Origin of the sequence: Cellvibrio sp. pealriver (assembly GCF_001183545.1) — a bacterium.
Lineage (GTDB): Bacteria > Pseudomonadota > Gammaproteobacteria > Pseudomonadales > Cellvibrionaceae > Cellvibrio.
Genome location: NZ_KQ236688.1, coordinates 3,242,279 through 3,267,246, shown reverse-complemented (window position 1 = coordinate 3,267,246; position 24,968 = coordinate 3,242,279). Strand labels below are relative to the sequence as shown.

22 protein-coding genes are annotated in these 24,968 nt (G+C 46.3%); 14 read left to right on the top strand and 8 right to left on the bottom strand.

The features are described 5' to 3' along the window. Positions 1 to 24: 24 nt before the first annotated feature. Together VC28_RS14195 and VC28_RS14190 are read right to left on the bottom strand one after the other, a co-directional pair. Positions 25 to 801, bottom strand: a complete 777-nt coding sequence (locus VC28_RS14195) for a nucleotidyltransferase domain-containing protein (RefSeq protein ID WP_049632423.1) — start codon at positions 799 to 801, stop codon at positions 25 to 27. Positions 802 to 839: 38 nt separating this feature from the next. Further along, on the bottom strand, positions 840 to 1,121 hold the full coding sequence (locus VC28_RS14190) for a DUF1330 domain-containing protein (protein ID WP_049631209.1): 282 nt from the start codon (positions 1,119 to 1,121) through the stop codon (positions 840 to 842). A 314-nt stretch (positions 1,122 to 1,435) separates the two neighbouring features. On the opposite strand from VC28_RS14190, the gene VC28_RS14185 reads away from it, so the two are divergent. From VC28_RS14185 to VC28_RS14150, 8 genes are all read left to right on the top strand, one after another. Next, complete coding sequence (locus tag VC28_RS14185) at positions 1,436 to 2,089, top strand: helix-turn-helix transcriptional regulator (RefSeq protein ID WP_049631208.1); 654 nt, start codon at positions 1,436 to 1,438, stop codon at positions 2,087 to 2,089. Positions 2,090 to 2,443: 354 nt separating this feature from the next. Beyond that, on the top strand, positions 2,444 to 2,656 hold the full coding sequence (locus VC28_RS14180; protein WP_049631207.1) for a helix-turn-helix domain-containing protein: 213 nt from the start codon (positions 2,444 to 2,446) through the stop codon (positions 2,654 to 2,656). Positions 2,657 to 2,711: 55 nt separating this feature from the next. After that, entirely contained in the window at positions 2,712 to 5,876 is a 3,165-nt protein-coding gene (locus VC28_RS14175) for a DUF3427 domain-containing protein (RefSeq protein WP_049631206.1), read from the top strand. Positions 5,877 to 6,254: 378 nt separating this feature from the next. Next, a complete protein-coding gene (locus VC28_RS14170) occupies positions 6,255 to 7,268 on the top strand; it encodes an alpha/beta hydrolase (protein WP_049631205.1) in 1,014 nt (337 codons plus the stop codon). A 244-nt stretch (positions 7,269 to 7,512) separates the two neighbouring features. Next, the gene (locus VC28_RS14165) at positions 7,513 to 7,782 is read left to right on the top strand and encodes a helix-turn-helix domain-containing protein (RefSeq protein WP_049632422.1); all 270 of its coding nucleotides are present in this window, start codon (positions 7,513 to 7,515) and stop codon (positions 7,780 to 7,782) included. Beyond that, a complete protein-coding gene (locus tag VC28_RS14160) occupies positions 7,772 to 8,992 on the top strand; it encodes a type II toxin-antitoxin system HipA family toxin (protein ID WP_197085534.1) in 1,221 nt (406 codons plus the stop codon). The genes VC28_RS14165 and VC28_RS14160 overlap by 11 nt, the downstream gene beginning before the upstream one ends. A 3-nt stretch (positions 8,993 to 8,995) precedes the next feature. Then, positions 8,996 to 10,816 carry a DNA helicase RecQ gene (recQ, locus tag VC28_RS14155; protein WP_049631203.1) on the top strand — a complete coding sequence of 607 codons (1,821 nt, stop codon included), beginning with the start codon at positions 8,996 to 8,998 and terminating at the stop codon, positions 10,814 to 10,816. A 73-nt stretch (positions 10,817 to 10,889) separates the two neighbouring features. Then, entirely contained in the window at positions 10,890 to 11,588 is a 699-nt protein-coding gene (locus VC28_RS14150) for a DUF975 family protein (protein ID WP_049631202.1), read from the top strand. 49 nt (positions 11,589 to 11,637) lie between these two features. Here VC28_RS14150 and VC28_RS14145 read toward each other — a convergent pair whose 3' ends face one another. Beyond that, a complete protein-coding gene (locus VC28_RS14145; RefSeq protein WP_049631201.1) occupies positions 11,638 to 12,537 on the bottom strand; it encodes a LysR family transcriptional regulator in 900 nt (299 codons plus the stop codon). A gap of 121 nt (positions 12,538 to 12,658) precedes the next feature. Here VC28_RS14145 and VC28_RS14140 point away from each other — a divergent pair, with 121 nt between their 5' ends. Next, positions 12,659 to 13,414 (top strand): SDR family NAD(P)-dependent oxidoreductase, encoded by a 756-nt coding sequence (locus VC28_RS14140; protein ID WP_049631200.1) that lies wholly within the window; start codon positions 12,659 to 12,661, stop codon positions 13,412 to 13,414. Positions 13,415 to 13,469: 55 nt separating this feature from the next. Here the strand turns inward: VC28_RS14140 and VC28_RS14135 are convergent, their stop codons facing one another. The 4 genes from VC28_RS14135 to VC28_RS14120 form a co-directional block, all read right to left on the bottom strand. Then, complete coding sequence (locus VC28_RS14135; RefSeq protein ID WP_049631199.1) at positions 13,470 to 14,330, bottom strand: PA4780 family RIO1-like protein kinase; 861 nt, start codon at positions 14,328 to 14,330, stop codon at positions 13,470 to 13,472. A gap of 114 nt (positions 14,331 to 14,444) precedes the next feature. Further along, positions 14,445 to 15,437 (bottom strand): glycosyltransferase family 2 protein, encoded by a 993-nt coding sequence (locus VC28_RS14130; protein ID WP_049632421.1) that lies wholly within the window; start codon positions 15,435 to 15,437, stop codon positions 14,445 to 14,447. Positions 15,438 to 15,467: 30 nt separating this feature from the next. Then, positions 15,468 to 16,637, bottom strand: a complete 1,170-nt coding sequence (locus VC28_RS14125; protein ID WP_049631198.1) for a glycosyltransferase — start codon at positions 16,635 to 16,637, stop codon at positions 15,468 to 15,470. A 201-nt stretch (positions 16,638 to 16,838) separates the two neighbouring features. Next, a complete protein-coding gene (locus VC28_RS14120) occupies positions 16,839 to 18,812 on the bottom strand; it encodes an alpha/beta hydrolase family protein (protein ID WP_049631197.1) in 1,974 nt (657 codons plus the stop codon). A gap of 280 nt (positions 18,813 to 19,092) precedes the next feature. On the opposite strand from VC28_RS14120, the gene VC28_RS14115 reads away from it, so the two are divergent. The 5 genes from VC28_RS14115 to VC28_RS14095 all read left to right on the top strand — a co-directional run bounded on the left by VC28_RS14115 (position 19,093) and on the right by VC28_RS14095 (position 23,765). Next, a complete protein-coding gene (locus VC28_RS14115) occupies positions 19,093 to 19,425 on the top strand; it encodes a PepSY domain-containing protein (protein WP_049631196.1) in 333 nt (110 codons plus the stop codon). 6 nt (positions 19,426 to 19,431) lie between these two features. Beyond that, positions 19,432 to 19,770 (top strand): PepSY domain-containing protein, encoded by a 339-nt coding sequence (locus tag VC28_RS14110; RefSeq protein ID WP_231591775.1) that lies wholly within the window; start codon positions 19,432 to 19,434, stop codon positions 19,768 to 19,770. Further along, positions 19,770 to 20,441, top strand: a complete 672-nt coding sequence (locus VC28_RS14105) for a response regulator transcription factor (RefSeq protein ID WP_049631195.1) — start codon at positions 19,770 to 19,772, stop codon at positions 20,439 to 20,441. Before VC28_RS14110 ends, VC28_RS14105 begins: the two co-directional genes overlap by 1 nt. Then, complete coding sequence (locus VC28_RS14100) at positions 20,438 to 21,874, top strand: ATP-binding protein (protein WP_049631194.1); 1,437 nt, start codon at positions 20,438 to 20,440, stop codon at positions 21,872 to 21,874. The genes VC28_RS14105 and VC28_RS14100 overlap by 4 nt, the downstream gene beginning before the upstream one ends. 73 nt (positions 21,875 to 21,947) lie before the next feature. Beyond that, positions 21,948 to 23,765 carry an ABCB family ABC transporter ATP-binding protein/permease gene (locus tag VC28_RS14095; protein WP_082191549.1) on the top strand — a complete coding sequence of 606 codons (1,818 nt, stop codon included), beginning with the start codon at positions 21,948 to 21,950 and terminating at the stop codon, positions 23,763 to 23,765. A gap of 4 nt (positions 23,766 to 23,769) precedes the next feature. On the opposite strand, the gene VC28_RS14090 is transcribed toward VC28_RS14095, so the two are convergent. Then, complete coding sequence (locus VC28_RS14090) at positions 23,770 to 24,960, bottom strand: Bcr/CflA family multidrug efflux MFS transporter (protein WP_049631193.1); 1,191 nt, start codon at positions 24,958 to 24,960, stop codon at positions 23,770 to 23,772. Positions 24,961 to 24,968: the final 8 nt, after the last annotated feature.

The following is a 24,968-nucleotide window of genomic DNA, read 5'->3' as shown; positions in this document are numbered from 1 at the left end:
GCATTCCGTTGGGCTCCATGCGGGTTACATCATGTACCGTTTGAATAATTGATTTAACCGTTCAATATCCCGTTCGGTATCAACTTCAATGGGTTTATGCCCCTCGTAATACTCCAGCAAGCTTTCTATAAATTGGTTAAGCACAGGAATCGCAGGTGCCAATTCTTTTTCCAGACTTTGTTTTTTGCGTTCTAATAACAATTCAATTTCTTCATTTACCTGCGGGAACTCGGTTAATAATTCACGCAACAGGTGAAATTCAATTGGCGCGGGATTTTGAAATTTCTCAAGCCACATAATTGAGAGTAATGGACGCAATACATAAAAGTATTTTTTGAGAGGAACAATATCTTCTTTGAGGTAACCGCGATAATTCGTTTTTGCCATACTGCGATAATGATACATCCCCTTCGCAGGTGAATAAATTTCAGGCAACAGTGCACGCGCCGCAGGTGCAAATAAACCATCATCAATATAAACAATAGGCGACTGCAACCACTCTACAATACCGGGGTTAGATCGCCACAACAGTTTTAACGCTTTGCGAATATCCCAACCGTTAATATCAATCTCATCCACAATCGGGTATTCAATTACATCGCGCTTGTCTTCTACATCAATCGTCAAATACCAATCGCGCGGATGCGCATAAATAAACCGTACATCGTAATCACTATTAGGCGACGCAAAGCCCCAGGCGCGACTGCCGGATTCAATCGCGTATAACACTTTTACGTTGTGTTCTTGTTCGGCGGCTTTGATACGTTTCAGGATTTCGGTGTGGATGTGAGCGGGGATCATAAATTTATTCATCAAGGACTAAGGTTTGGTTGCCAGCGTTATGTACTGAGCAATTGGAATTGCGCGCGCATACCGGCATCGCGCAGCGGAATCAATGTCTGATAATCCGGTGAATAATACCAGCCCGTTGCCTGTTCTCTGGTAGGAAATGCGAGGATGACCTGCATCTCATAATCGATATTGCCGGACAGCGTTTCGAACACGCCTCTGGCCAGATATTCACCGTTGTACTTGGCCAGTGTAGCCGGTACTGCGGAGATGTATTGTTGTAGCTTCTCCTTATCGGTCGGAGTGAAATTGACGGTGATGTAGGCGGGCATTTTTGAAGCTCCTGCGGTTTGTATGTCACGGAATCATAGCAGTAGACGCAACTTAAACCGGCAATTAGCCGATGTTTGGAATTTCACGAGCGTAGCCCGTATGGAGTGAAACGGAATGCGGAAGTTTTTGATTTTGTTTTAACATTATCATTAATGCAATCAACCCCGTATTCCGCTAGGCTCCATGCTAAAACCCTTATGTTTACTGGTGTGGCGGGCGATTGGCAGGTAGGTGGCGTCACTTAATTAACAAATCTTCAGGTAATTTGCTCCACATCGATTCACTTGGATCAATGTACCTGGAGTAATGAAAGATGGATATGAAAGCAAAATCATCACTGATTAGAAAATACCGCACCGAGCGTTTATGGTCGCAAGAACAACTTGCCGAAATGACGGGTCTTGGGCTGCGCACCATTCAGCGATTGGAAGCGCGCGGCAGCGGCTCGCAAGAATCCATCAAAGCTCTCGCCGCCGTTTTTAATGTAGAAGCCGATACATTGTTCTGGCGCGACGGTGCTTGTCAGGCTTACAAACATAAACAATGGGGCTTTGTTACCCTTGCCGGTATATCCATAGCTGCGGCATTGGTATTGGCCATTAATGATCTTGCTGTAGCGCTTCCTGCGGCTGGCATCGGCGTTCTGTTTGGTGTACTCACTCTTGTCGCGATTGCGTTCAGCTCTATGACCATCGAAGTCAACGAAAGCGAAATCAGTTGGTATTTTGGCCCCGGCCTATTCAAAAAGAGTTTGCCACTGGAAGAAGTTGGCCAATGCAAAAAAGTAAAAAATCCTGTCTGGATGGGCTTCGGCATCCACGCCTACGGCACCGGCTGGATCTACAACGTCTCGGGTTTGTTGGGAGTTGAAATCGAGTTGAAAGGCGGCTCATTTATCCGCCTCGGTACCGACGAACCCAATTACCTGATTCAAGCGATAGAAGATGCGAAAGATAATGTCGAATAAAACCAATACGTAGCCCGTATGGAGCCTAGCGAAATACGGGGCATATTTGATTCTGGTTTGAATTGCCGTTAATAAAACCAACCCCGCTTCCGTTAGACTCCATGCGGGCTACTTCCTACAAGTCACACTTTCCCTTCAATTTCTGCAGATGGAGAGTCATACATAATCCAATTCGCAGCGGTGTGAATTACCTCATTAAGATTGCGGCGTGTTTTGCCTTTTAATGCGCATTTCAAAATCACCAATACCTTCCAGCCGATTGCAATACAAACTTGTGCGTTTCTGCAACTGTAAGTAGTATTGAGGATTATATGCTTACCTCATGAAACTCTCTCTTTAAGGGATCGATAAATTATGAGCAACAAAGAATTAATGGCTCTCGCTGTGACTATCAAATCGATCAGGAAGCAAATTAATTTATCGCAAGAGCAGTTGGCATTGATGGCTAATATTGACCGCTCCTTTATTTCGCGGTTGGAGCGAGGAATAGCCAATCCTTCATACTTAATTTTGCTTCAACTGGCTAGTGCATTGGGTTGTAAACCTAAAGAACTAATGCCCGACTAATATTCTTGATACAGAATACATACTCGTTACATTTTCAGTCATCGGAAGATTTAACATGAATCAGATAGGTATCTACGAACAACTAATCACCCAGTTGATAGAACGGAATCTTGATAGGGACAATTTTTACGTGGGTGAGAGAAGACTTGAGACTAGCGAAGCAGCAATATGGCTATCAAGGTTTTTAGTCAAAGTCATGACCTATGCAATTGACTCGATTCCTTCTGGCGATGAGCGATTGCAAAAACAAATATCATTAGCCAATAATTTGATTTTATGGTTAAAAAATCATATCAATGATGATGATTTTTTTGATGAAAATTTGCTGGTCAGTGAGAGTAAGATACTCACGGCAATTTTTGACAAAAGAAATCCTATAGCTGCAGATTTAGAAAAATATAACGCAAATATTTTTCCTCTAACTGGATTGACTCAAAGCGAGCTTTTTTGTGGTAACAATGCAGGGCTTTCGCTTGAGTCTGAGTTAAAGCGCGAAATCGCATCATCAGATGAAATCTATTGGTTGGTTTCATTTATAAAATGGGCTGGTATTCGAATCTTTAAAAAAGAACTTGAGGATTTTACTCGTAGTGGTAAACAACTAAAAATAATTACAACTTCTTACATGGGGGCCACAGATGCTAAAGCTGTTGAATTTTTAGCAAGCTTGCCAAATACGGAAGTCAAGCTAAGCTACAACACCCAGCGAGAGAGATTACATGCAAAATCCTATCTGTTTATCCGTAATACGGGATTTAATACCGGCTATATTGGATCTTCAAATTTATCACACTCTGCTTTAACAACCGGCTTAGAATGGAATCTAAAAATTACATCTCAGGAAATCCCACATATTATTGAAAAATCATTAAGTACATTCCGAACCTATTGGCAATCCAATGACTTTGAAGTATTCGATGGTGAAATAGATAGTAAAAATAAGCTTACGCAAGCGCTGAGTGAAGCAAAAGGTTTTGGTGCCCAACAGAGTAACTTTCACTTTGATATAAAGCCATTTCCACACCAAGTGGAAATTTTAGATTTGCTGGATGCAGAGCGAAATCTACATGATCGTCATCGTAACTTAGTTGTGGCTGCAACTGGCACAGGAAAGACTATTATTTCAGCATTCGACTTTTCTCGTTATTACAAGAAAAATCCAAAAGCAAAATTTTTATTTGTTGCGCACAGGCAAGAAATATTAATACAAGCGTTGAATGCGTATCGCGGTGTTTTAAGGAATAATCAGTTCGGTGAGTTGTGGGTAGGGAGTTTTCAACCAGAGCGATTTAATCACTTATTCGCATCTATTCAAACACTGAATAATCAGCTTGATTCTTTGCCCTTGTCCGAAGATTACTATGATTACATTGTGATAGACGAGGTGCATCACATTGCAGCTCAAAGTTATCGAGGAATATTGCAACACTTTAAACCAAAAATTTTATTAGGTTTAACCGCAACACCAGAAAGGCATGACGGACAAAATATTTTGGATGATTTTTGTGGTGTAATTGCAGCAGAAATTAGATTACCAGAAGCCATTAATCGTCGTCATCTTTGTCCGTTTCAATATTTTGCAATTGATGATGATACCGATTTGTCACAAATATCGTGGAGTCAGGGTCGTTATGATATTGCAGAGCTTACCAATCTATATACTCATAATGAACAGAGAGTTAAGCGTATAATTCAAAGCATAAACGAAATTATTACTGATGTCATGAATATGAAGGCAATAGCGTTTTGTGTCAGTAAAGATCATGCAGAATACATGACGAAAAAATTCCTCTTAAATAAAATTCCGTGCGAATTTCTGACTAGTGACAACGCAGATGAGCGTGCTATAAAACAGCAAAAGCTACGCAGCGGTGAAATTAATATATTATGCGTTGTTGATATTTTTAATGAAGGAATTGATATTCCAGAAGTCGATACTTTACTTTTTTTACGACCAACAGAAAGTTTAACCATTTTTCTGCAACAATTGGGCCGTGGTTTGCGTCTAGCAGATGAAAAACAATGCTGTACTGTTCTTGACTTTGTTGGCAATTCAAGATCTGAATATGATTTTACGCAAAAATTTCGCGCTTTAGTCGGCAAAACTAACCAATCAATAGAAAAAGAAATTAACAATGGCTTTCCACATTTACCGTTAGGTTGCCGTATCGAGTTGCAAGAAAAAACACAAGAAATGATATTGAGGAATATTCGTCGAGCAGTTCTAAATAGATCTAGATTGACTGCACTCATCAATGGATTTTCTAGCCATACCCACCTACCATTCAATCTACAGAACTTTTTGCAGATTAACCCAAATATAGATTTAGAAGATTTATACAGCATTAAAATTAATAAATTAGGTGGCTGGACGTTATTAGCTAACGCAGTGTTACCTTGCAACAATAAGAATGTGCCAGACGAACGTCTTTATCGAGCATATTATCGTGCGATCAATAATCATTTATTAGCATGCACATCAATATCCTACTTACGTTTTTTACGCACACTGTGCCAAAGCAACTTTCAATTTGATGCTACAAATCCAATAGAGAGCCGCTTTGCACTTATGTGTCATTATAATTTCTGGGGATGTGCTGGTTCTGAGACAAGTTTTTCTTCCTTATCAGAAAGCCTGACTTCCTTATGCAATGATCAGTTACAACAAGAATTAATTACTGTTATAGATCGCTTAATCGCTCGAATACACAATAATGAGCAACCTCTGGCTGAAAACAGTGATCACCCTATTAAAGTTCATGCGCGCTATACGCGCGAACAAATATTGGTTGGATTTGGTGCTAGTACATTTGAGAAGGCTTCAACGTCTAGGGAAGGCGTGCTGAAATTAGCTGATCAAAACATAGAACTGTTATTTGTTACATTAAACAAAAATGAAAAGCGCTTTTCGCCAACGACCATGTATCACGATTACGCTTTGAGTGACGTGTTATTTCATTGGCAGTCTCAAAACAGTGCAAGACCAGATAGGGGAAAGGGATTGGAGTATGTGCAACATCAGGAAAGCGATTTAAAAATAATTTTATTTGTGCGGGAGCAAGCTCAAGATGAAAACGACAGAACTATGGGCTTCGTTAATTTTGGTGTAGTGAAATATCTATCTCATCAAGGAAGTCAGCCAATGAATATCACATGGAAACTAGAAACACCTATGCCATCAGCCATGTGGCATGAGGCTGCCAAATTAGCTATGGCATAAGGAAGCAGTTGTACACTGATTAAGAATGCTGCCGACCATTTTCGTGACGTCACGAAAATGGTCGCTACATGTAGCTAACGCCCAATCACCTCTCGTCAGCGCACCGCTGGCGGTGTTGTACAGCATAAATGCTGGCACAGACACGGTTATAAATTTCCCGGAAGGTTTAACTTTATACGTATTTATTCATTCAAACTGAACAAATATGCATAAAGTTAAACCATGTAAAAGGCTTTCCCCCCTTACACTTACTTACACACCCCAAACAAACCCCAACCCAAGCGTTGACGCTTGTCACTTTCCTGCTGGTGGATCGGGATCTATGCTTCTCTCACTACAAAAACAAATGTCTATAACAAAATCTACAGCGAGGTAATTATGCGAAATACCATCAACTTGTTAATGGCGCTCATGCTGGGTGTGAGCGCGTTGTCGGCAGCGGCGGCTGAGGTGAAAGTTCATAAGGGGATTGAGTTTGCCAAGCCGGATAACTTTCCGTTAACACTGGATATTTATGTCCCGCAGACGGGCAAAAAATCCTATCCGGTGTTGGTGATTTATCACGGTGGTGGTTGGTTGGTGAATAACAATTCGATCATGAATGACCTGTCCAACAAGATCGCGCGCGACGGTGAATTTGTGGTGGCGAATATGAATTACCGATTGTTGGTGGATCAAGGCAACACCGTCAAAATGAACCAGATTATTGAAGATGTATTCGGCGGATTGTTGTGGGTGAAAGACCATATTGCCGAGTACGGCGGCGACCCATCGCGCATTGCAGTGACTGGCGATAGCGCGGGCGGGCATTTGACTACCATGATCCTCACGCGTGGCCGCCAGTTAGAGAGCGATGGCTACGCGGGCGATAGCCTTGGTTTTAAACCGAGTTATCTGCCTGCCGGAAAAACCGCTGAACAGGTAGCGCAAGAAGATGGTTTAAAAGTGCAGGCGGCGATTGTGAGTTACGGCGCGTTCGATTTATACAAAGCGGCACAAGGCGGTTTTGAATCGCCCAGCAATATGTTTTGGAAATTCGGCAATGCCGAAGCGCGCGGGTTGTTTGGTAATGAGATCAACGTAAAAGACCACGCAGATTATTACAAAGCGGTATCGCCAATTTATTTTGTACCCAAGGCGAGTGAGTACAAATTGCCACCGCAATTTGTGCATGTAGGTAGTCTGGACAAAACCACCCCGCCGGAATCTGCACAACACTATGTGGATTTGCTTAAAGCGGGCAAGCAGCCAGTGGAGTACAAGGTGTACCCTAACAAAAATCACGCGTATCTGGATAACGGCTGCAACTGGGCCAATAGTTGCTTTGATAAAGACGCTGCCTGGCCAGTGGACGATATGATCAACTTCCTGAACAAAACGCTGAAAAACTAGGCCAACCCGTCATACGCGCGGCACCTCTCACTCTCGCCTCGACTGCATGGATGCAGGAGGTAGAGCAACACAGGAGTTAAATCCGAGCGGGAGTCCGGCTTTAGGCCTCAAGCCCATGAGGCGCGGTGATGACCTTCTGGCGAGTGTGCGCCTCTCCTAATTTGATGAATATATTCATCAAATCGTTTGAAATAAGCATTTTTGATGTATATATTCATCAAAAATGCTTATTGAATCATCAGCTATGACATCTGCACTTGAACATCTTGGTTCACAAATCAAAACCCTGCGCAAAGAGCGTGGATGGAGCCAGTCGCAATTGGCCGACATGGCCGGGCTGGATCGCACTACGTTGGGCATGCTGGAACGCAACGATTACACCGATATCGGTATCCGTAAAATCGAGCGGGTGTTGGCGCTATTGGGCAAAAAATTAGCCTTGGCGAATGCCGGGTTGCCTACGTTGGATGAGTTGGTTGCCGCCCAGGTGGAGGAGCAGCAGCGTGCAGGATAAGGTCGATGTATTTGTCGCCTCGCAGCGCGTTGGGCGTTTGGCGCGCGCGCAACAACGCCACAGTTTTACGTATGGGCTGGATGCAACTGAGGCGCTGTCGCTCACTATGCCGTTGCGGGTGGAAAGCTATCACTACGACCAGGGTTTGCATCCTCTCTTTCAAATGAATTTGCCTGAAGGGTATTTGCGTCAGGCCATTGAGCGTTTTGCTGCAAAACATTTTGGCAGTGAAGATTTAACCTATCTCACGCTATTGGGTAACCACCAAATTGGCCGGTTGCGATATAGCCTGGCTGACAAACCCCTACCCGATGATGAGCACACACCGCCATCGCTCAATGAATTATTGAAGAGTGATGATGCAGAATTATTCCAACAATTATTTGAACGTTATGCGCTGCAATCCGGTGTGGCCGGTGTACAGCCCAAAGTGCTGATGGATATGTGTGATCCTGCGCAGAATTCGCTGCTTAATAAAGCAAGCCTGCCACTCAAAAAATATATAGTGAAAAGTTGGGGGGCAGAATTTCCGGAATTAGCCTGCAATGAATTTTTTTGCCTGACGCTTGCGCGCAATGCAGGGCTGAATACGGCGAATTTTTATCTCAGTGATAACGGCAAACTGTTGGTATGTGAAAGGTTTGATATGGATGCGCAAGGCCAATCGTTAGGCTTTGAAGATTTTTGTGTATTGCAGGGCAAAACTACCCCGCAAAAATATGAATCCAGTATCGAGGCCTGCGCGGGTACACTCGTGCAATTCGTTTCACCTGAATATCTGCAACAAGCACTGGAAGATTTCTTCAAGGTGACTCTGCTAAATATTCGTATCAGAAATGGCGATGCACATTTAAAAAATTTCGGTGTACTTTATTCCAGCTTGCATGAGTATCGCGCAGGCCAAATCCCCGCCGTTACACGAACACTTGCGCCGGTCTTTGATTTGGTCAGTACCACACCCTACATACCGCGCGATTCCATGGCGCTCACATTAACCGGCAGTAAGCGCTGGCCAAAATGGAAAGTATTGGAAAAGTTCGCCAAAGTGCATTGCCGGTTAAATGGCAAAACTATCGATAAAATCGTAAACGATGTTGATGCATCCTGCGCAAGTGGTTTACCGTTGCTTGAGCAACTCATGGCTACGCACAAAGGGTTCCAACCGATTGGCGACGCAATAGCGACATTATTGCAGCAAAGGATTGTGTAATTGATGAAAACTCCGCTTTCAATTTTAAACAGCGTATTCGGCTACCATGATTTTCGCGGCCCGCAAGCAGCGGTCATCGATGCGGTAGTGGCGGGCGACGATGTGCTGGTGCTTATGCCGACGGGCGGTGGTAAATCGCTGTGTTACCAAATTCCGGCGCTGGTGCGTGAAGGTGTTGGCATTGTGGTGTCGCCGCTGATCGCGTTAATGCAAGACCAGGTGAGTGCTTTGCGTGAATTGGGCGTGCGTGCCGGGTTTTTAAATTCATCGCTTTCGCCGCAAGAAATGTGGCAGACCGAGTTGGCGTTGCAACGCGGTGAGTTGGATTTACTGTACGTCGCGCCCGAGCGTTTGATCCAGCCGCGCACATTGGAGTTATTGCATTCGCTAACTATTTCCCTGTTTGCAATTGATGAAGCGCATTGCGTATCACAATGGGGGCACGATTTCCGTTCGGATTATTTAAAACTGGAATTGCTGCACCGCGAATTTCCACGGGTGCCGCGCATCGCCTTAACCGCAACGGCAGATTTGCGCACGCGCGATGAAATTGTCGCGCGGTTACAACTGGGCGATGCCAAACAATTTATTAATGGTTTTGATCGCCCCAATATCCAATACCGCATCGCACAAAAAAATAATCCCAAAATCCAACTCATGCGCTTTTTGCGCGATGAGCAAGCGGGCAATTCAGGCATTATTTATTGTTTGTCGCGCAACAAAGTGGAACAAATTGCTGAGTGGTTGTGTGGCGAAGGGTTTAATGCGTTGCCCTATCACGCAGGTCTCGCGGCTAATATTCGCCAAACAAACCAGGAACGGTTTTTGCGTGAAGACAACATTATTATGGTGGCGACCATTGCATTTGGCATGGGCATTGATAAACCCGATGTGCGTTTTGTCGCGCATCTGGATTTACCCAAAAGTATTGAAGCCTATTATCAGGAAACCGGCCGCGCCGGGCGCGATGGTGAGCCCGCAACAACGTTGTTGCTCTACGGTTTGGAAGATGTGGTGAAGTTGCGGCAAATGATGGCGCAAAGTGAAGGCAGTGAAGAATTTAAACGCAACGAGCAACAGCGCTTAAATACGATGCTCGGCTTGTGTGAAATTACCAGTTGCCGCCGCCAAAGTTTGTTGCGGTATTTTGGTGATGCACTTGCCGGTGCTTGCGGCAATTGCGATTCCTGTATATCGCCACCGCAAACCTGGGATGCCACCGAGGCGGTGCAAATGGCGCTCTCGTGCGTGTATCGCACGGGGCAGCGCTTTGGTGCAGGCCATGTGATTGATGTGTTGCGCGGTAGCAATAACGAAAAAATTCTGTCTTTCGGCCATCACCAGCTCACCACCTATGGCATAGGTAAAAATTTCAGCGCTGACGAATGGAAATCTATTTTTCGCCAATTGGTTGCGCGCGGGTTGCTTGATGTCAGCAGCGATGGTTTTGGCGGCTTGGTATTAAATGAAAGTTGCCGTGCCTATTTGCGCGGCGAAGAAAAAATCTATTTACGGCGCGACTTAAAAATCGCCAATAATAAAACCACCGGCAATTCACCGCGCCGCGCCAATCTTACCCAAGGTATTGCCGCAGAAGACCAGCGCTTGTGGAATGCGCTGCGCAGTTGCCGCAAACGCTTGGCAGAGGAGCAAGGTGTTCCGCCCTATGTTATATTCCACGATGCCACACTGCGTGAAATGCTGGAGTTTCGCCCGCTAACAACGGAACAATTGCGCAGTATTACCGGTGTGGGTGAGAGTAAACTAAAACGCTTCGGCGAGGAGTTCCTTGCGGTTATCCGCGAGGCAGAGTACGAAGCTTGATGGGTTCCAACAAAACGCAAGTCCAACAGTGCAAGACCAATAACGCAAATCCATAAAGGAAACGGAGATAACAATGACAGATTCAAATCCTTATCAAACCCCCGAAAGCAACCTGCAAGAGCCGCAAGCAGCAGTGCCTTCAATAAATATGGAGTGGACAATTGAAGGTGTTCTTAAAGAAGCATGGGAATTAGTGAGCGGCGTGAAAGCCAGTTTGTGGGGCGCGCTGCTGATTTATATCGGTATATCCATTGCTGTATCAGTACCCTTTGAATTTTTAGGAAAGGAATCGGTAATGATTGGCATTATTGGCCAGATTGTTATCGCACTCGTTACCTATCCGTTGTATGCCGCCATCTCGCTCATGTCTATCAAGCGCAGCGTGAACACGCCAATCAATGCGTTCATGGTGTTTGATTGTTTCTCCAAAACCATTCCGATTTTTTTACTCTATGTATTGATGGTGTTATTGATCTTGTTGGGCTTTGTGTTGTTGATTATTCCCGGCATTTATTTGGCGATTGCTTACACCGCTGCTATCCCGCTGATGGTTGAAAAAAATATGGGCATATGGGAAGCGCTCGAAACATCACGTAAAACCATTACCAAACGTTGGTTCAGTGTGTTTGCGCTGTATTTAGTTGTAATGGTGATTGTGTTGGTGAGTATTATTCCACTCGGTATCGGGCTGATTTGGTCGCTGCCGTTTGCTATTTTGCTGTCAGGTGTTATTTACAGAAATATGTTTGGTGTTGAACAAACAACCATGTAATGCGCCTACTAAAAAATAAAAACGGCTGGGAAACTGGCCGTTTTTATTTTTACGCGATATATCCCTGCATTTGTATGCTGACCCAATCCATAAATACTTGTAGCCTGCGCGGCAGGTTGCGGCGGTTGGCGTAGATCAGCCATACCGGCATGGGTTCTGCGCGGTAATCTGGTAATACCTCGATTAGTTTTCCTTGTGCGAGAAAATCCTGTGCTCCCACGCGCGGAATTTGGGCAATACCAAAACCCGCGAGACATGCAGCGGTGTAGGCATCGGAATTATTGACCGTGATCTTGCCTTCCATCGAAATAAAATGAACGTCGTTATCGTACATATATTCAAACCCGGCAGATTTCGATCCCAAATTGGGAACATAATGTACCAGTTGGTGATGCGCGAGTGCTTCCAATGTGTCGGGTATTCCGTAGCGGGCGAGATAAGCGGGGCTCGCGCAATTGATCAGTTCAAGTTGTCCCAGCGGTTTTGCAATCAGTGATGAATCGCTGAGTTTGCCTACGCGGATAACGCAATCAAATCCTTCGCGGATTAAATCTACCCGCCGGTCAGTGCTGCTGATTTCCAAACGCAATTGTGGGTGCAGCGCAAGAAATTCCGGCAGTCTCGGCAGTATGCGGTTTTTGGCTACTGCACTGGGCATATCAATACGCAAGCGGCCACTCAAATTGCTCGCGCCTTGCTGGAATAAACTTTCCAATTCATCCATATCGGCCAGCAAATCTTTGCTGCGCTCATAAAAAATCTGGCCATCCAGTGTGAGTTGTACCCGCCGTGTGGTGCGGTGCAACAAGCGTGTTCCCAGCAGGTTTTCCAATTGTTGTATGCCAGTGGAAATGCTGGCTTTGGGTAGCCCCAGGCTATCGGCTGCTTTGGTAAAACTGGCCAGTTCGGCTACACGCACAAACATCTGCATTGCATCCAGTCGGTTCATGTCATGCCCTATTGTTCGGATAATCCGAACAGTCTAATCCGTTTTTGCTTATTTATCTAAATTAAGGCGATTAATAGACTGGCTTCACCAACACAACATCGTCCTTAACGGAGAAATGAACATGAACAAGATTGCATTAGTTACTGGCGGCAGCCGCGGTTTGGGTAAAAACACTGTATTGGCCTTGGCAAAGCAAGGTGTGGACGTAGTGCTGACCTACAACAGTAAGCACGCGGAGGCAGAAGCGGTTGTGGCCGAGGCTAAAGCGCTCGGTGTAAACGCAGCAGCGCTGCAGTTGGATGTGGGCAATAGCAGAGGGTTCGCTGTATTTGCAGAGCAGTTGCGCACACTCTTGTCATCCCAATGGCAGCGCGAGAGTTTTGATTTTTTAATCAATAACGCGGGCATCGGCATTCACGCAAGTTTTGCCGATACCACGGAAGAGCAATTTGATCTGCTGATGAATATCCATTTGAAAGGCACCTTTTTTCTCACACAAGCATTATTGCCATTGATCAAAAACGGCGGCCGCATTGTGAATATTTCTACCGGCCTCACACGCTTCACCTATCCCGGTTACGCCGCTTACGCCTCCATGAAGGGTGCGATTGAAGTATTGAGCCGCTACATGGCCAAAGAATTGGGTGCGCGCGGTATCGCGGTAAATGCTGTTGCGCCGGGCGCAATTGAAACCGATTTTGGCGGCGGCCGTGTGCGCGACAATGAAGAGCTGAACCAACAAATTTCTGCGATGACCGCACTGGGGCGCGCCGGTGTGCCTGATGATATCGGGCCGATGATTGCGTCGCTGTTATCCGAGCATAACCGCTGGATCAACGCGCAGCGTATTGAGGTATCGGGTGGGATGATGGTGTAAGCCTTGCCGAACACTGGCGATACGATTATCGCCAGTTTGGTTTAGCGGTGTGTTATTAAAATTCCCCATCCCGCGCCATGCGCTCGCGTTCTTTGCGCTCTTCCTCTTCTTCTTTTACGTGTTCGATGATACGCATCATGGTGGCGAGGTCAGCATCGATATTGCTCTGGGCAAATTCGCCGGTGAGTTTGACCTCGGGGTGCAAATTGCCGTGTTGGTATAGATCCCAGATTTCTTCGGCGTAATGGGTGACGAGTAAATCCGGTGCGTATTGGCCGAAATAATCGCGCATGTTGTTTACATCGCGCGTGAGCATCATCTGCGCGCTGTTATTACCAGCGGCATTGACGGCTTGCGGTAGATCGATCACCACAGGCCCTGAGTGATCGACCAGCACATTAAATTCCGACAGGTCGCCGTGAACGAGGCCTGCACAGAGCATGCGTACGATTTCCTTCATCATTTGCGCGTGATAAGCGCGCGCGGTGTCTGGGTCAAAGGCGACATCATCCAAACGCGGGGCGGGTTCGCCCTCCTCATCGACCACCAGTTCCATGACCAGTACGCCATCTACAAACCAATAAGGTGTGGGTACGCGTACACCGGCATCGGCAAGGCGATACAGCGCTTCCACTTCGGCATTGAGCCAGGCTTCTTCTGCCTCTTTTTGACCGAAGCGGGTACCTTTGGCCATCGCGCGGGCGCGGCGCGAATTGCGCACGGTGCGCCCTTCCTGATATTGCACCGCTTGTTTGAAGCTGCGTTTATTGGCTTCTTTGTAGACTTTGGCACAGCGGACTTCGTTATTGGCGCGCACCACAAATACTTGCGCTTCTTTGCCGCTCATCAAGGGGTAATAAACTTCATCGATCAAGCCATCCTCGATCAATGCCGTTAGGCGTTTAGGTATTTTCATTGGTGTTGGGTATTCAAGCGATTGTTATTCAGGCAATTGTGGTAGGCATGATAACACTCGCTGCCGACGGTGGATAATCGCTGGATTACCGTGGCACCGTCAGTGACAGGTGCTTTAATGTTCCTGGATAAAACGCCTGAGCCGTAATACCCAGCCGCGTTTGATGTATTCACTGAAGAGTTCGCGCTTGCCCCAGCCAATATGTTCAAAAAACCGTTCGCGATACACACTGAGATCCGGTGTGGGATTGTTGTACAGACTGCGCATATCACGCGCAACGCAAATATGGGTTTTCACGCAAAAATAGCTGAAGTAAAAACGTGCTTTGCGTGACAGTTGCGGATAGTGCTTTAACCATAAATCCAATACGCCTTCACAGGCGACTGACATGTCATCAATTTTTTTCTGGTTTGAGCTGGATAAAATACTGCCTTCACGTTGACGATACGCAACCCACACACTGGGTTGGTAAAAATACGTTTTAACGCGCAGGGCAAGGCGCGGTGTGACGACCATATCTTCCATTACACGGCCTTCCGGAAAACGCAGGTCAGTTCCCCAGAGTGAGCGTTTGGAAATTTTTGACCAAATGTGCAGGTTGCGTTCTTTATAAATGCCTTCAAATAATTTTAACGGATCTGTTAATAGCTGGCGTTTTTTGCCCGCAAACGTAGCAGTGTGATCTTCACCGCGCCATTTATGTTTAAAGCGCTGGTGTTCGCGCCACACGCGAAAATCACACATCACCAAATCCGGCTCGTGCTGCCACACAACTTGTTGCAGTTCTTCAATTGCACCCGGGTGTAGTGCATCGTCTGAATCTAGAAACCAAATATATTCGCCGCGCGCGTGATCGAGCAATGTATTGCGCGCAGCACTTAAACCGCGGTTGTGAGCGTGGCGTAAAATATTGATCGGGGTTTTTGCTGACTCGGCAATGCGCTGAAGTCGTTCGAGTGAATCGTCAGTAGAGCAATCATCCAATGCGATAATTTCTACACCGGGGATAACCTGCGTTATCACAGAGTCCAGACACTCTTGTAGATAATCGGCAACGTTATAAACAGGGATTAAAATACTGAGCCAGGGTTTGGATGAATGAACCACAATCAATTGCGCCTTGTCGATCAATAAAAATCAGTTTTCCAGAATAAGTTGTTCGCTGTGTGCGATTTTTTTGCTGCTTTGCAAACTAAAAAATACTTGTTCGTAAGTCTGTGCCATACGCGCAAGGGAAAACTCGGCCAGTGCGCGCTCGCGTCCTTGGGTGGCAAGTATTTGCGCATAGCTGGAATTGGTCAGCACTATCTCAAGTGCATCCGCCATCGCATGCGCACATTGGGGTTTTACCAAGAGGCCATCTTTGCCGTGATGGATCATTTCTTTTACACCGGTTACCGCAGACCCCACAACCGCGCAACCGGAGGCCATGCCTTCTGCCAGCGCAAGTGGCATGCCTTCATAGCGCGTACTTAACACACAAATTTGATGGCGCATTAGAATAAAAGGCAAGTTGCCACAGTGGCCAGCAAAATGAATTTGTGCATTGAGTTGCAATTCATCTACTAATTTTTGTGCGCGGGCAATATGGCGCTTGCTTCCTGCACCGGCAAAAAATACTGACGGGAAAATATTTTTTTCGCGTAGCAGAGCAATTGCGCGGATCAGCGTTTCATGATCTTTTTGTTTGGCAAAACGTGCGGGCATCACAATGCCAGGAATACGCTCTTCCAATGGCAGGGGATGTGTTGCGGTATAGGGTGTGAGATCGATACCGTTATTAATTGCGCTGATTTTCTCCGGCGGAAATTGCAACTCCAACAACCGTTGCCGAACACCTTCAGAGCAGCCGATGATGTTGTCGGTGTGCTGCGCAAGCCAGCGCGCTTGCAGCAAGCGCAGCGGCGTATAGCGTTCGCGCGAATTGTGCTCAACGTGAATCAAATGCGGCACGCGCGCCAGCAGCCCTGCATAACGCCCCCACAAGTGTTCGCTGAAACCGTGGGTGACAAGAATATCGGGCTGATATTCCTTACAAATACGGATCAGTTCGATGATGGTTGCCGCATGTGACCAACCGGCCACCAGTTTTAAGGCAATGCCATCCCGCTGCAATTGCTGTACTTGCGCCATATCGGTGGATGATTTTTTTCGCAACACCAGCATGCTTGAAAGTGCCGGATTCTGTTTGGCGGCACGAATCAATTCAATTGCTACCTTGGTAGAGCCCGTAAAACCACCGGTCACAAAATGGATGACTTTGAGCGACGATGAATGTGATGCGATAGCTGATAGCGGGCTATTCATGGTGGAAACCAAAGATGTTAAGCGAAAATTTGGATTGCGAACGGTTGCAGCGGATGTGTAATCCAGATGAAAGCAGTATAAAAAGAACAGGCAGTAAAAATTGTGAAACTTTGTGCGGAGTTTTTCTAGAGTAAGAAAAGTTCATTGCCTAACATAGGTCTTTTTATAAAGAGGCCGACGTTAGGCAATTTTTATGACGTTTTATAGGGGTAAATATTTTGCCAAAAACCGATCCATCGCTTCAAATGTTTGTTGCCGATGAGGGAGATAGTCCAGATAGTGGCTTCCATCCTCTAGCTCAATATATTCGTAAGCTTTGCCTTCGTTTTTCAACGCTTTAGCCATTATCTGGCTTTGAATGACAGGAACTACTACATCATCTTTTCCATGGATCAACAAAATTGGAATTTTTATGCGTTCTGCCATGCGTACGGGAGATGTCTGCTTCAATTGGTCTTTGTCTTCACCAATTTGTTTGCGAGCTGCATTTTTGTTGGTGAAGTAGCGATACTTGTCGCGCAACTTAATCAGATCAGAAATGCCAGCAAAACTTATCGCGCATTTGAATAAGTCTGGCGTTTTTGCTGCCCCCATCAGTGCTGCGTAGCCGCCATAGCTTGCACCTACTATGCATACTTTTTTAGGGTCGGCAATTTTTTCATTTACTAAATAGGTAACGGCATCTTCGAGGTCATCCTGCATCTCCAATCCCATACCGCCGACAGCTTGCATCATAAAATCGTGACCATAGCCCGATGAACCGCGAAAGTTGGGTTGGAAAACGACATAGCCACGATTCGCCATGAACGTAGAAAACATATCGAATTCTTTGCCGTCTTCGCTCATCGGCCCACCATGAGGTAGGATAATTGTAGCGGTAGGTTTTTTTGCAAAATTCTTCGGTAAGGATAAAAACCCCTCTAGCTCTAATCCGTCCCGTGCTTTGTAGCGGCGTGATTCTTTTTCTATTAACACGTCTTCAGTTAATTGAGGATAGGCCGCTGCAACATAGGAAAGTGTTTTTGCATCCCTATCCCCATACATGTAAGTTCCGGGGTTGGTGCTGTTGGTAGTGAATACAATGTATCTACGGGCATTGCTGCTCATACTTACAATATAGTTACGTGTGTCAGGCATTGCTTTATCAAGTCCCGCCTGAAATGCTTTGAATTCCTTATTCCAAAAAATACTGCGTGAGCTTCCATCATTGTAATAAAGTCCCACAACCTCTTTATGTGCATCGGAATAAATCAAGCGACCACTTACATCGTAATTTTCATCGCTTAATATCAATTCCTTCGGAAATCCGGGCTTGGATAGATCAACTTTATAAAGCGCTTGACGGCCATTGTGATCGGCAAATAAATACAGCTCGTTTGGCTTACTGCCGAAACCTGCAATGCTAATGCTTGGTTCATCAAACACTATATATTCCCAGGCTACTGTCCATTTTTGTGTGGCATCGTCCAGGACTTTATAAGTGACTTTACGTTTTTTGTCATCGTAGTGCTCACCAATGCGGACATTGCCTTGGCGATCAGCAAACCAGGAGCGTACAGAAGATGAATGCTTTTTAACGCGAGTCAATTTCCCCGTATAAACATTGGATTTGTATACGGTTTGTTGGAAGGGTACTTCGCGATCAACACTCAATAAAATATGTTTGGGATCATCAGGTAGATAACTAATGACATTGTCTTGAAACTGGCTGACCCAACCATTGGCACCATCATCTGGTTTTGACAATGTAATTAATTTGCCAGGCTTTTTTGCATCGGCCGAAAGTAGCCGGGTCTGCATGTATTTCACACCGTTATATGAGCGGCTATCAAAACGCAAGCTCATCAAAATGCGGTCATTATTAGCCCAGCTAACCCAATTAAATTTAAATTCTTTGTTATCAGTTTTTGTAGGGAAAAAAACTTTACCGGTGCTCAATTCCATCACCATTACTGCAGTATCGCTACCGGAGTTACGCAGTGCTAATAAGTGCGTTCCGTCGGGTGATAGTTGAACTGTCTCGACCAATGCATCGTTATAAAAAGCTTCGAGTGGTAACCGTTTGTATTCGGTATCTGCTGCGAACACAGGGCTTAAGAAAAGTATGAAGGTCAATGTTATAGAGGCTTTTGTCGCATCAACGACCAATGCGCGGAAAAAGGCGGGCAAGTGCATAAGATATCCTTGGATGTGTATCGTTTTTCGATCCGGGTTATGAGCAGCCATTCCTTGATGATCCAGATCCATACACTCCCCTTTCAGGTTCCGTTGAAGGCATGTCTCCATCAGCAATGTCTGTTACGGTGACAGTATCCACAGCGCGGATTTACCCGTCAATCCATTAACGTGGCCTTGGCCATAAACCCCAAAATTAAGTTTCATTTAAGCGATGGGCTTTAACCTGATCACGTCAAATCAAGACTTATTCCTTTTTAACTGGATCAGGAGCTTTACTATGAAAACCTTTAAACAAACTGTAGCGATGGCAAGTACCTTAATATTAGTAGCGGGTATGTCGACAACGCTGGCGATGAGCGTACAAGCGCGCGATCTGGGGATCGATGAGGCGATCAAACTGCGCGATTCTGGTACCATCCAATCTTTCGACAAACTCAATGAGACAGCACTTGCGCTGCATCCGGGTGGTGTTATCGGCGAGACCGAGTTGGAAAACGAATGGGGCCGTTATGTCTACCAATTGGAAGTCGTAGATGCCCAGGGTGTTGAGTGGGATCTGGAGTTGGATGCGACTAACGGTCAGGTACTAAAAAACCATCAAGATGATTAAGGTTCAATGTCACTGATGAAAAATATTGCGCATATCGCCATGTGTATTTTTCTTGCTGCGCTCCCCCCGGTGTTTATTGCCCTTCCTCAAGGGGTGAGCGCGCGTGATTTATCGCAAGATGAAGCTCTACGTCTGCGCGAGCAGGGCAATATTATTTCATTGGAAAAATTATTGGCGTTGGTTGCCGAGCGTCATCCCCAATCGAGTTTGTTGGAAGTGGAACTCGAAGAGGATGACGATATTTATATTTATGAAGTGGAATTAGCCACGCGCGATGGTGTGGTGCGTGAGCTTGAAATTGATGCGCACACGGGAAAAATTTTAAAAGACGAAGAGGATGATTGATGCGCATCCTGATCGTTGAAGACAATGTGGCGCTGGCGGACGAACTCAGTGCCGATCTAAAACGTTGTGGCTACGCAGTAGATTGGCTGGCCGATGGCCGCGATGCAGTCTATCAAGGTGCCAGCGAACCATACGATTTGATTTTGTTGGATTTGGGCCTGCCAGGAAAATCCGGATTGGATATTCTGCGCGAATGGCGCGCAACGGGAATGCAGCGCCCGGTATTGATTTTGACCGCGCGCGACCATTGGGCAGAGCGCATCGATGGTTTAAAAGCCGGTGCCGACGATTACCTCACTAAACCATTTCATCCCGAAGAATTGCAATTGCGCATCCAGGCGTTATTGCGTCGCGCCCACGGGCAAGTCAACCAACCACAACTGGAAGCTGCAGGCATACAGTTGGATGAAGCCAAACAAACGGTAATTATTTCAGGCAATGCAATTGCGCTCACCGCTGCCGAATTTAGTTTGTTGCGTTACCTCATGTTAAATGTGGGAAAAATCATTTCCAAAAGCCAGTTGAATGACCATTTATACGATGGCGAAAATGAACGCGATTCCAACGTCATTGAAGTACACATTAATCATCTGCGCAGCAAGTTAGGTAAAAGCGCTATTGAAACCAAGCGCGGTCAGGGATATCGCTTTATCGGAATTCAACAGCCATGAATATCCGCTTCGATTCCATTCAACATCGCCTTGGGATCAGTCTGTTTACGCTATTGATATTGGTTGGGTTACTGCTGGCACAAGTCAGCGTGTGGTTATTTGATCAAGGTTTGCGTCGCTATCTACAAAATAATTTGCGCGATGAAACCGAATTGCTCGTGGCGGCGCTTGCGCGCGGTGCGAATGGTATTGAGCTGGATCAACAGCGAATCTCCGCTTCTTATCATCGCCCTTTTTCCGGATATTACTTTTCGATTGATTTAATTCCTGCAAATTCAACCTCAGTGAATTCAAACTTAACCAATTCAACTGCAACTAATCCTGAATCAACCCCGCCATCTACTGTTCAACCAATGGATGCCGAGCCAATAACATTGCGTTGGCGCTCGCGGTCGTTGTGGGATTTTATGCTGCCAGTGCCCGCCAAAACCGGATTGCAAAAACAGTTAGCTGATGGCCCGCAAGAGCAACAATTATTGGTTTACCGCGCACAGTATCGCCGCTACGGTCAGCAAATTAATATTGTAGTCGCGCAGGATTACACGCCGATATTGGATAGCTTTCGTCGTTTGCAGTGGATTGGCGGCGGCGTGGGAGTAGGCGCATTAATTTTCTTGATATTGTTCCAGCGTTATCTGGTCGCGCGTTCATTGCGGCCATTAGAAGATGCGCGTGTGCAAATTGCGCAATTGCAGCAGGGCCAGCGCACAGAATTGGATTCACAAGTGCCGCAGGAATTGCAGCCGTTGGTGAAACAAATCAATCATCTGTTGTTGCATACCGAGGACACGCTCACACGCTCGCGCAACGCATTGGGCAATTTGGGGCACGCATTAAAAACCCCGTTGGCTGTTTTATTCAGCCTTGCCAATCGCCAGGAATTAAATGCGCATCCTGAATTGCGCGAGCAATTGCGTCACCAACTTGCCAATATGCAAGAACGTATTGGCCGCGAGCTGGGGCGCGCACGTCTGGCGGGCGAGGCACTGCCAGGCGCTTATTTTGATTGCGCCAGAGAAATTCCCGATTTAATCAGCACTCTTGTGCAAATTCACGGTGGCGGTTTGCAGGTTGCCTGGGTGGAACAACAATCAATGCGTTTGCCATGGGACCGCGAAGATATTCTGGAGCTGCTGGGCAATGTGTTGGATAACGCCTGCAAATGGGCAAAGCATCAGGTGTTGCTCAAGATTCAACAGGGCGATACGCATTTTATCTTAACGATTGATGATGACGGCCCCGGTATTCCGGTTGACGCGCGCGAGCAGGTGTTGCAGCGCGGGGCACGCATCGATGAGCTTGTGCAAGGGCATGGCTTGGGCTTGGGCATAGTGCGCGACATTGTCGAGCACTGCAAAGGCGAGCTTGAATTGCACACGAGTCATCTTGGTGGTTTGCAAGTTGTCATTCGCTTGCCCATTTCCGCTGCTTGATTAACACTGTGCGTATTCGTTTGTTGTAACGCCGCTTCAGGCACAACATCACCAAACACACAGAAGATTTTCTATGCGCGGTATGCACTCCTCCGGCTTATCAGTCCATCCTAATAACGAACCCCGCACTGCGGATACCAAAGTCAATTTGCGCCAGAGCATGGCGTATTTGCTGCCGTATTTGTGGGAATTCAAAGGTCGCGTTGTGCTGGCGATTGTTGCGCTGCTGGCCGCGAAAGGCGCAACTCTGGTAATGCCTTGGGCGCTCAAACATATTATTGATGGCGTTGACCGCAGTATCGCACCGGAAATTGCATTGCCCGCTTTTTTTATTTTGTTTTACGGTGCTTTGCGCTTTGGCAGTGTGTTTTTCGGTGAAGTGCGCGATGCATTATTCAGCCGTGTGACTGAGCATGCGATGCGCAAAATCGGCTTGCGTGTATTCCAGCATTTGCATTCACTGGAGTTGGCATTTCACCTTGACCGGGCAACGGGCGGTATTAGCCGCGATATTGAACGCGGCACCAATGGCATCAGTTTTTTGATGCGTTTTTTAATGTTCAATATTGTTCCTACCCTGTTTGAAATCCTGATGGTAGCCGTTATTTTTGCAGCGGCTTTTTCTATTTGGTACGCGGTTATCACGCTGGTTGCAGTGGCAATTTATGTGGTGTTTACCATCTACACCACTGAGTGGCGCAATAAATTTGTGCGCGAGGCGAATCAGGCCGACTCCTCCACTAGCACGCGCGCAATTGATTCGCTGCTCAATTATGAAACGGTTAAATATTTCAATAATGAACAATACGAAGCGGAAACCTACGATAAATTTCTGGCCAATTGGGAAAGCGCCAAATTAAAAAACCGCATGTCACTACTCGCACTTAACTCCGGGCAAGCATTGATTATTGCGCTGGCAATGACCGCCATGATGTGGATGGCTGCGCAAAGTGTGCTCGATAAAGAGATGACGCTGGGCGATTTGGCGATGATTAACGCCTATATGATCCAATTATTTATTCCGCTCAATTTCCTCGGCTTTGTGTACCGCGAAATTCGCCGTTCGCTGACCGATTTGGAAAATATGCTGGCGTTATTAAAACGCAATCCGGCAATCAGTGATGCCAGTGATGCACAGCCGTTACAGGTGAATAAAGGTGCAATCCATTTCCAGCAAGTTGAATTTGGTTATCACGCCGAGCGCCCAATTTTAAAGCAGTTTGATTTGCATATTCAGGCGGGAAAAAAAATAGCTATTGTGGGTTCATCGGGTGCAGGTAAAAGCACGCTCTCCCGCCTGTTATACCGTTTTTACGATATTAATTCCGGCAGTATCCAGATTGATGGACAGGATATTCGCAAGGTAACGCTGGAGAGTTTACGTCGCGCCATCGCCATAGTGCCGCAAGATACCGTGCTGTTTAACACCAGCATCCGCGACAACATTGCCTACGGTAATCCACACGCGAGCGATGAGCAAATTGACCGCGCAATTAAAATGGCGCATCTCGAACATTTTATTCACAGTTTGCCGCAGGGCGATAAAACGCTTGTTGGCGAGCGCGGCTTAAAAGTGTCTGGCGGTGAAAAACAGCGCATTGCGATTGCGCGGGTATTATTAAAAGGCTCGCCGATTCTAATTTTTGATGAGGCCACCAGCGCACTGGATTCCAATTCAGAAGCAGCCATTCTTGCCGCTATGGATGAAGTGGCAAGTGGCCACACCACGTTGGTTATTGCGCATCGCCTGTCAACCGTTATTAATGCCGACCAAATAATTGTATTAGATGCAGGTAGCGTAGTTGAGCAAGGCACTCACAGTGAATTGTTGGCACTACAAGGAAAATACGCGCAGATGTGGGCGATGCAATTGCAAGAAGCTGAAGATTAATGGTTTATTTTTTTTCGTAGCGTGATGTGTAAAAAAACCAGACTTGGCAAATAATCACGCCCAACACACCGGCCAACATCAACAGTGAAAAAGGCATGGCGGTACCCGTATAAAAAAATGCAAGCAGCGGCCCGGCAAATGCGCCGCTGCCAAAACGCAATGTGCCCATCACTGCTGTTGCAGTGCCGGAGTTGTGCGGGAACTTCATCAGCACCAGCGCATCGGTATTGGTAGATGCCAAGGTCAGACCTGCCATCAGCGGTGCGATACTGAATACACTGAACCAAATGTTCAGTCCAAAAAAATTAAATCCGCACAGCAACAGCGCGCTGACCAATGCAAGTGCAATACCTATGCGCAACATGTGCAGTGAACCAAAGCGTGTCACCACGCGACTGTTAATAAAGTTTGCAATAATCAGGCAGATAACATTCACACCAAACAACACGCTGAACATTTGCTCGCTTACGCCAAAATAATCGATATACACAAACGACACGGCAGTAATAAAACAAAAGAACGCAAATGAGCCAAACATCATGCTGGCAATTAACGGGCGTGCCTGGCTGTTGGAAAACACCACTTTATAACCGCTAAAAAAATTGCCAGTAACCTTGGGTGAGTCATTAATGGGTTGGCTGATTTCCGGCAACCATTTCCACACGAAGGCAAAAATCAACGCACCGTAAAGTGCCAATACGATAAAAATACTGTGCCACTCGCTCACCCATAAAATAGCGCTGCCGATGCTGGGTGCCAGCAATGGTGCAAGCATCATGATCATGGATAAATACGACATGCCTTTGGCGGTGTGTTCCTGATACAAGTGTCGCACCAGGCCAGGCACAACAACCGTCGCCGCTGCGCCGCAAAATGCTTGCAGTGCACGCAACAATAAAAAGTGATGAATGTTATCGACAAACGCGAGTGCGATACTGCACAGCGTAAAACCGGTCAAACCAAAAATCGCTAATGGCCTGCGCCCGAGTGAATCGGCGAGCGGGCCGAATAACAACATACCCACGCCATAGGCGGCGAGAAAAATGCTGAGCGATTGCTGCACGCTGCCGATGTGTGCATCCAAATCGCGCGCAATATCGGGCATCGCCGGTAAATACATATCCACAGCAAGCGGTGTGGTGGCGATCACGGCAGCGAGTAAAACAATTAAAAACGGATGGGTTTCTTTGGTCATGGAAAAAC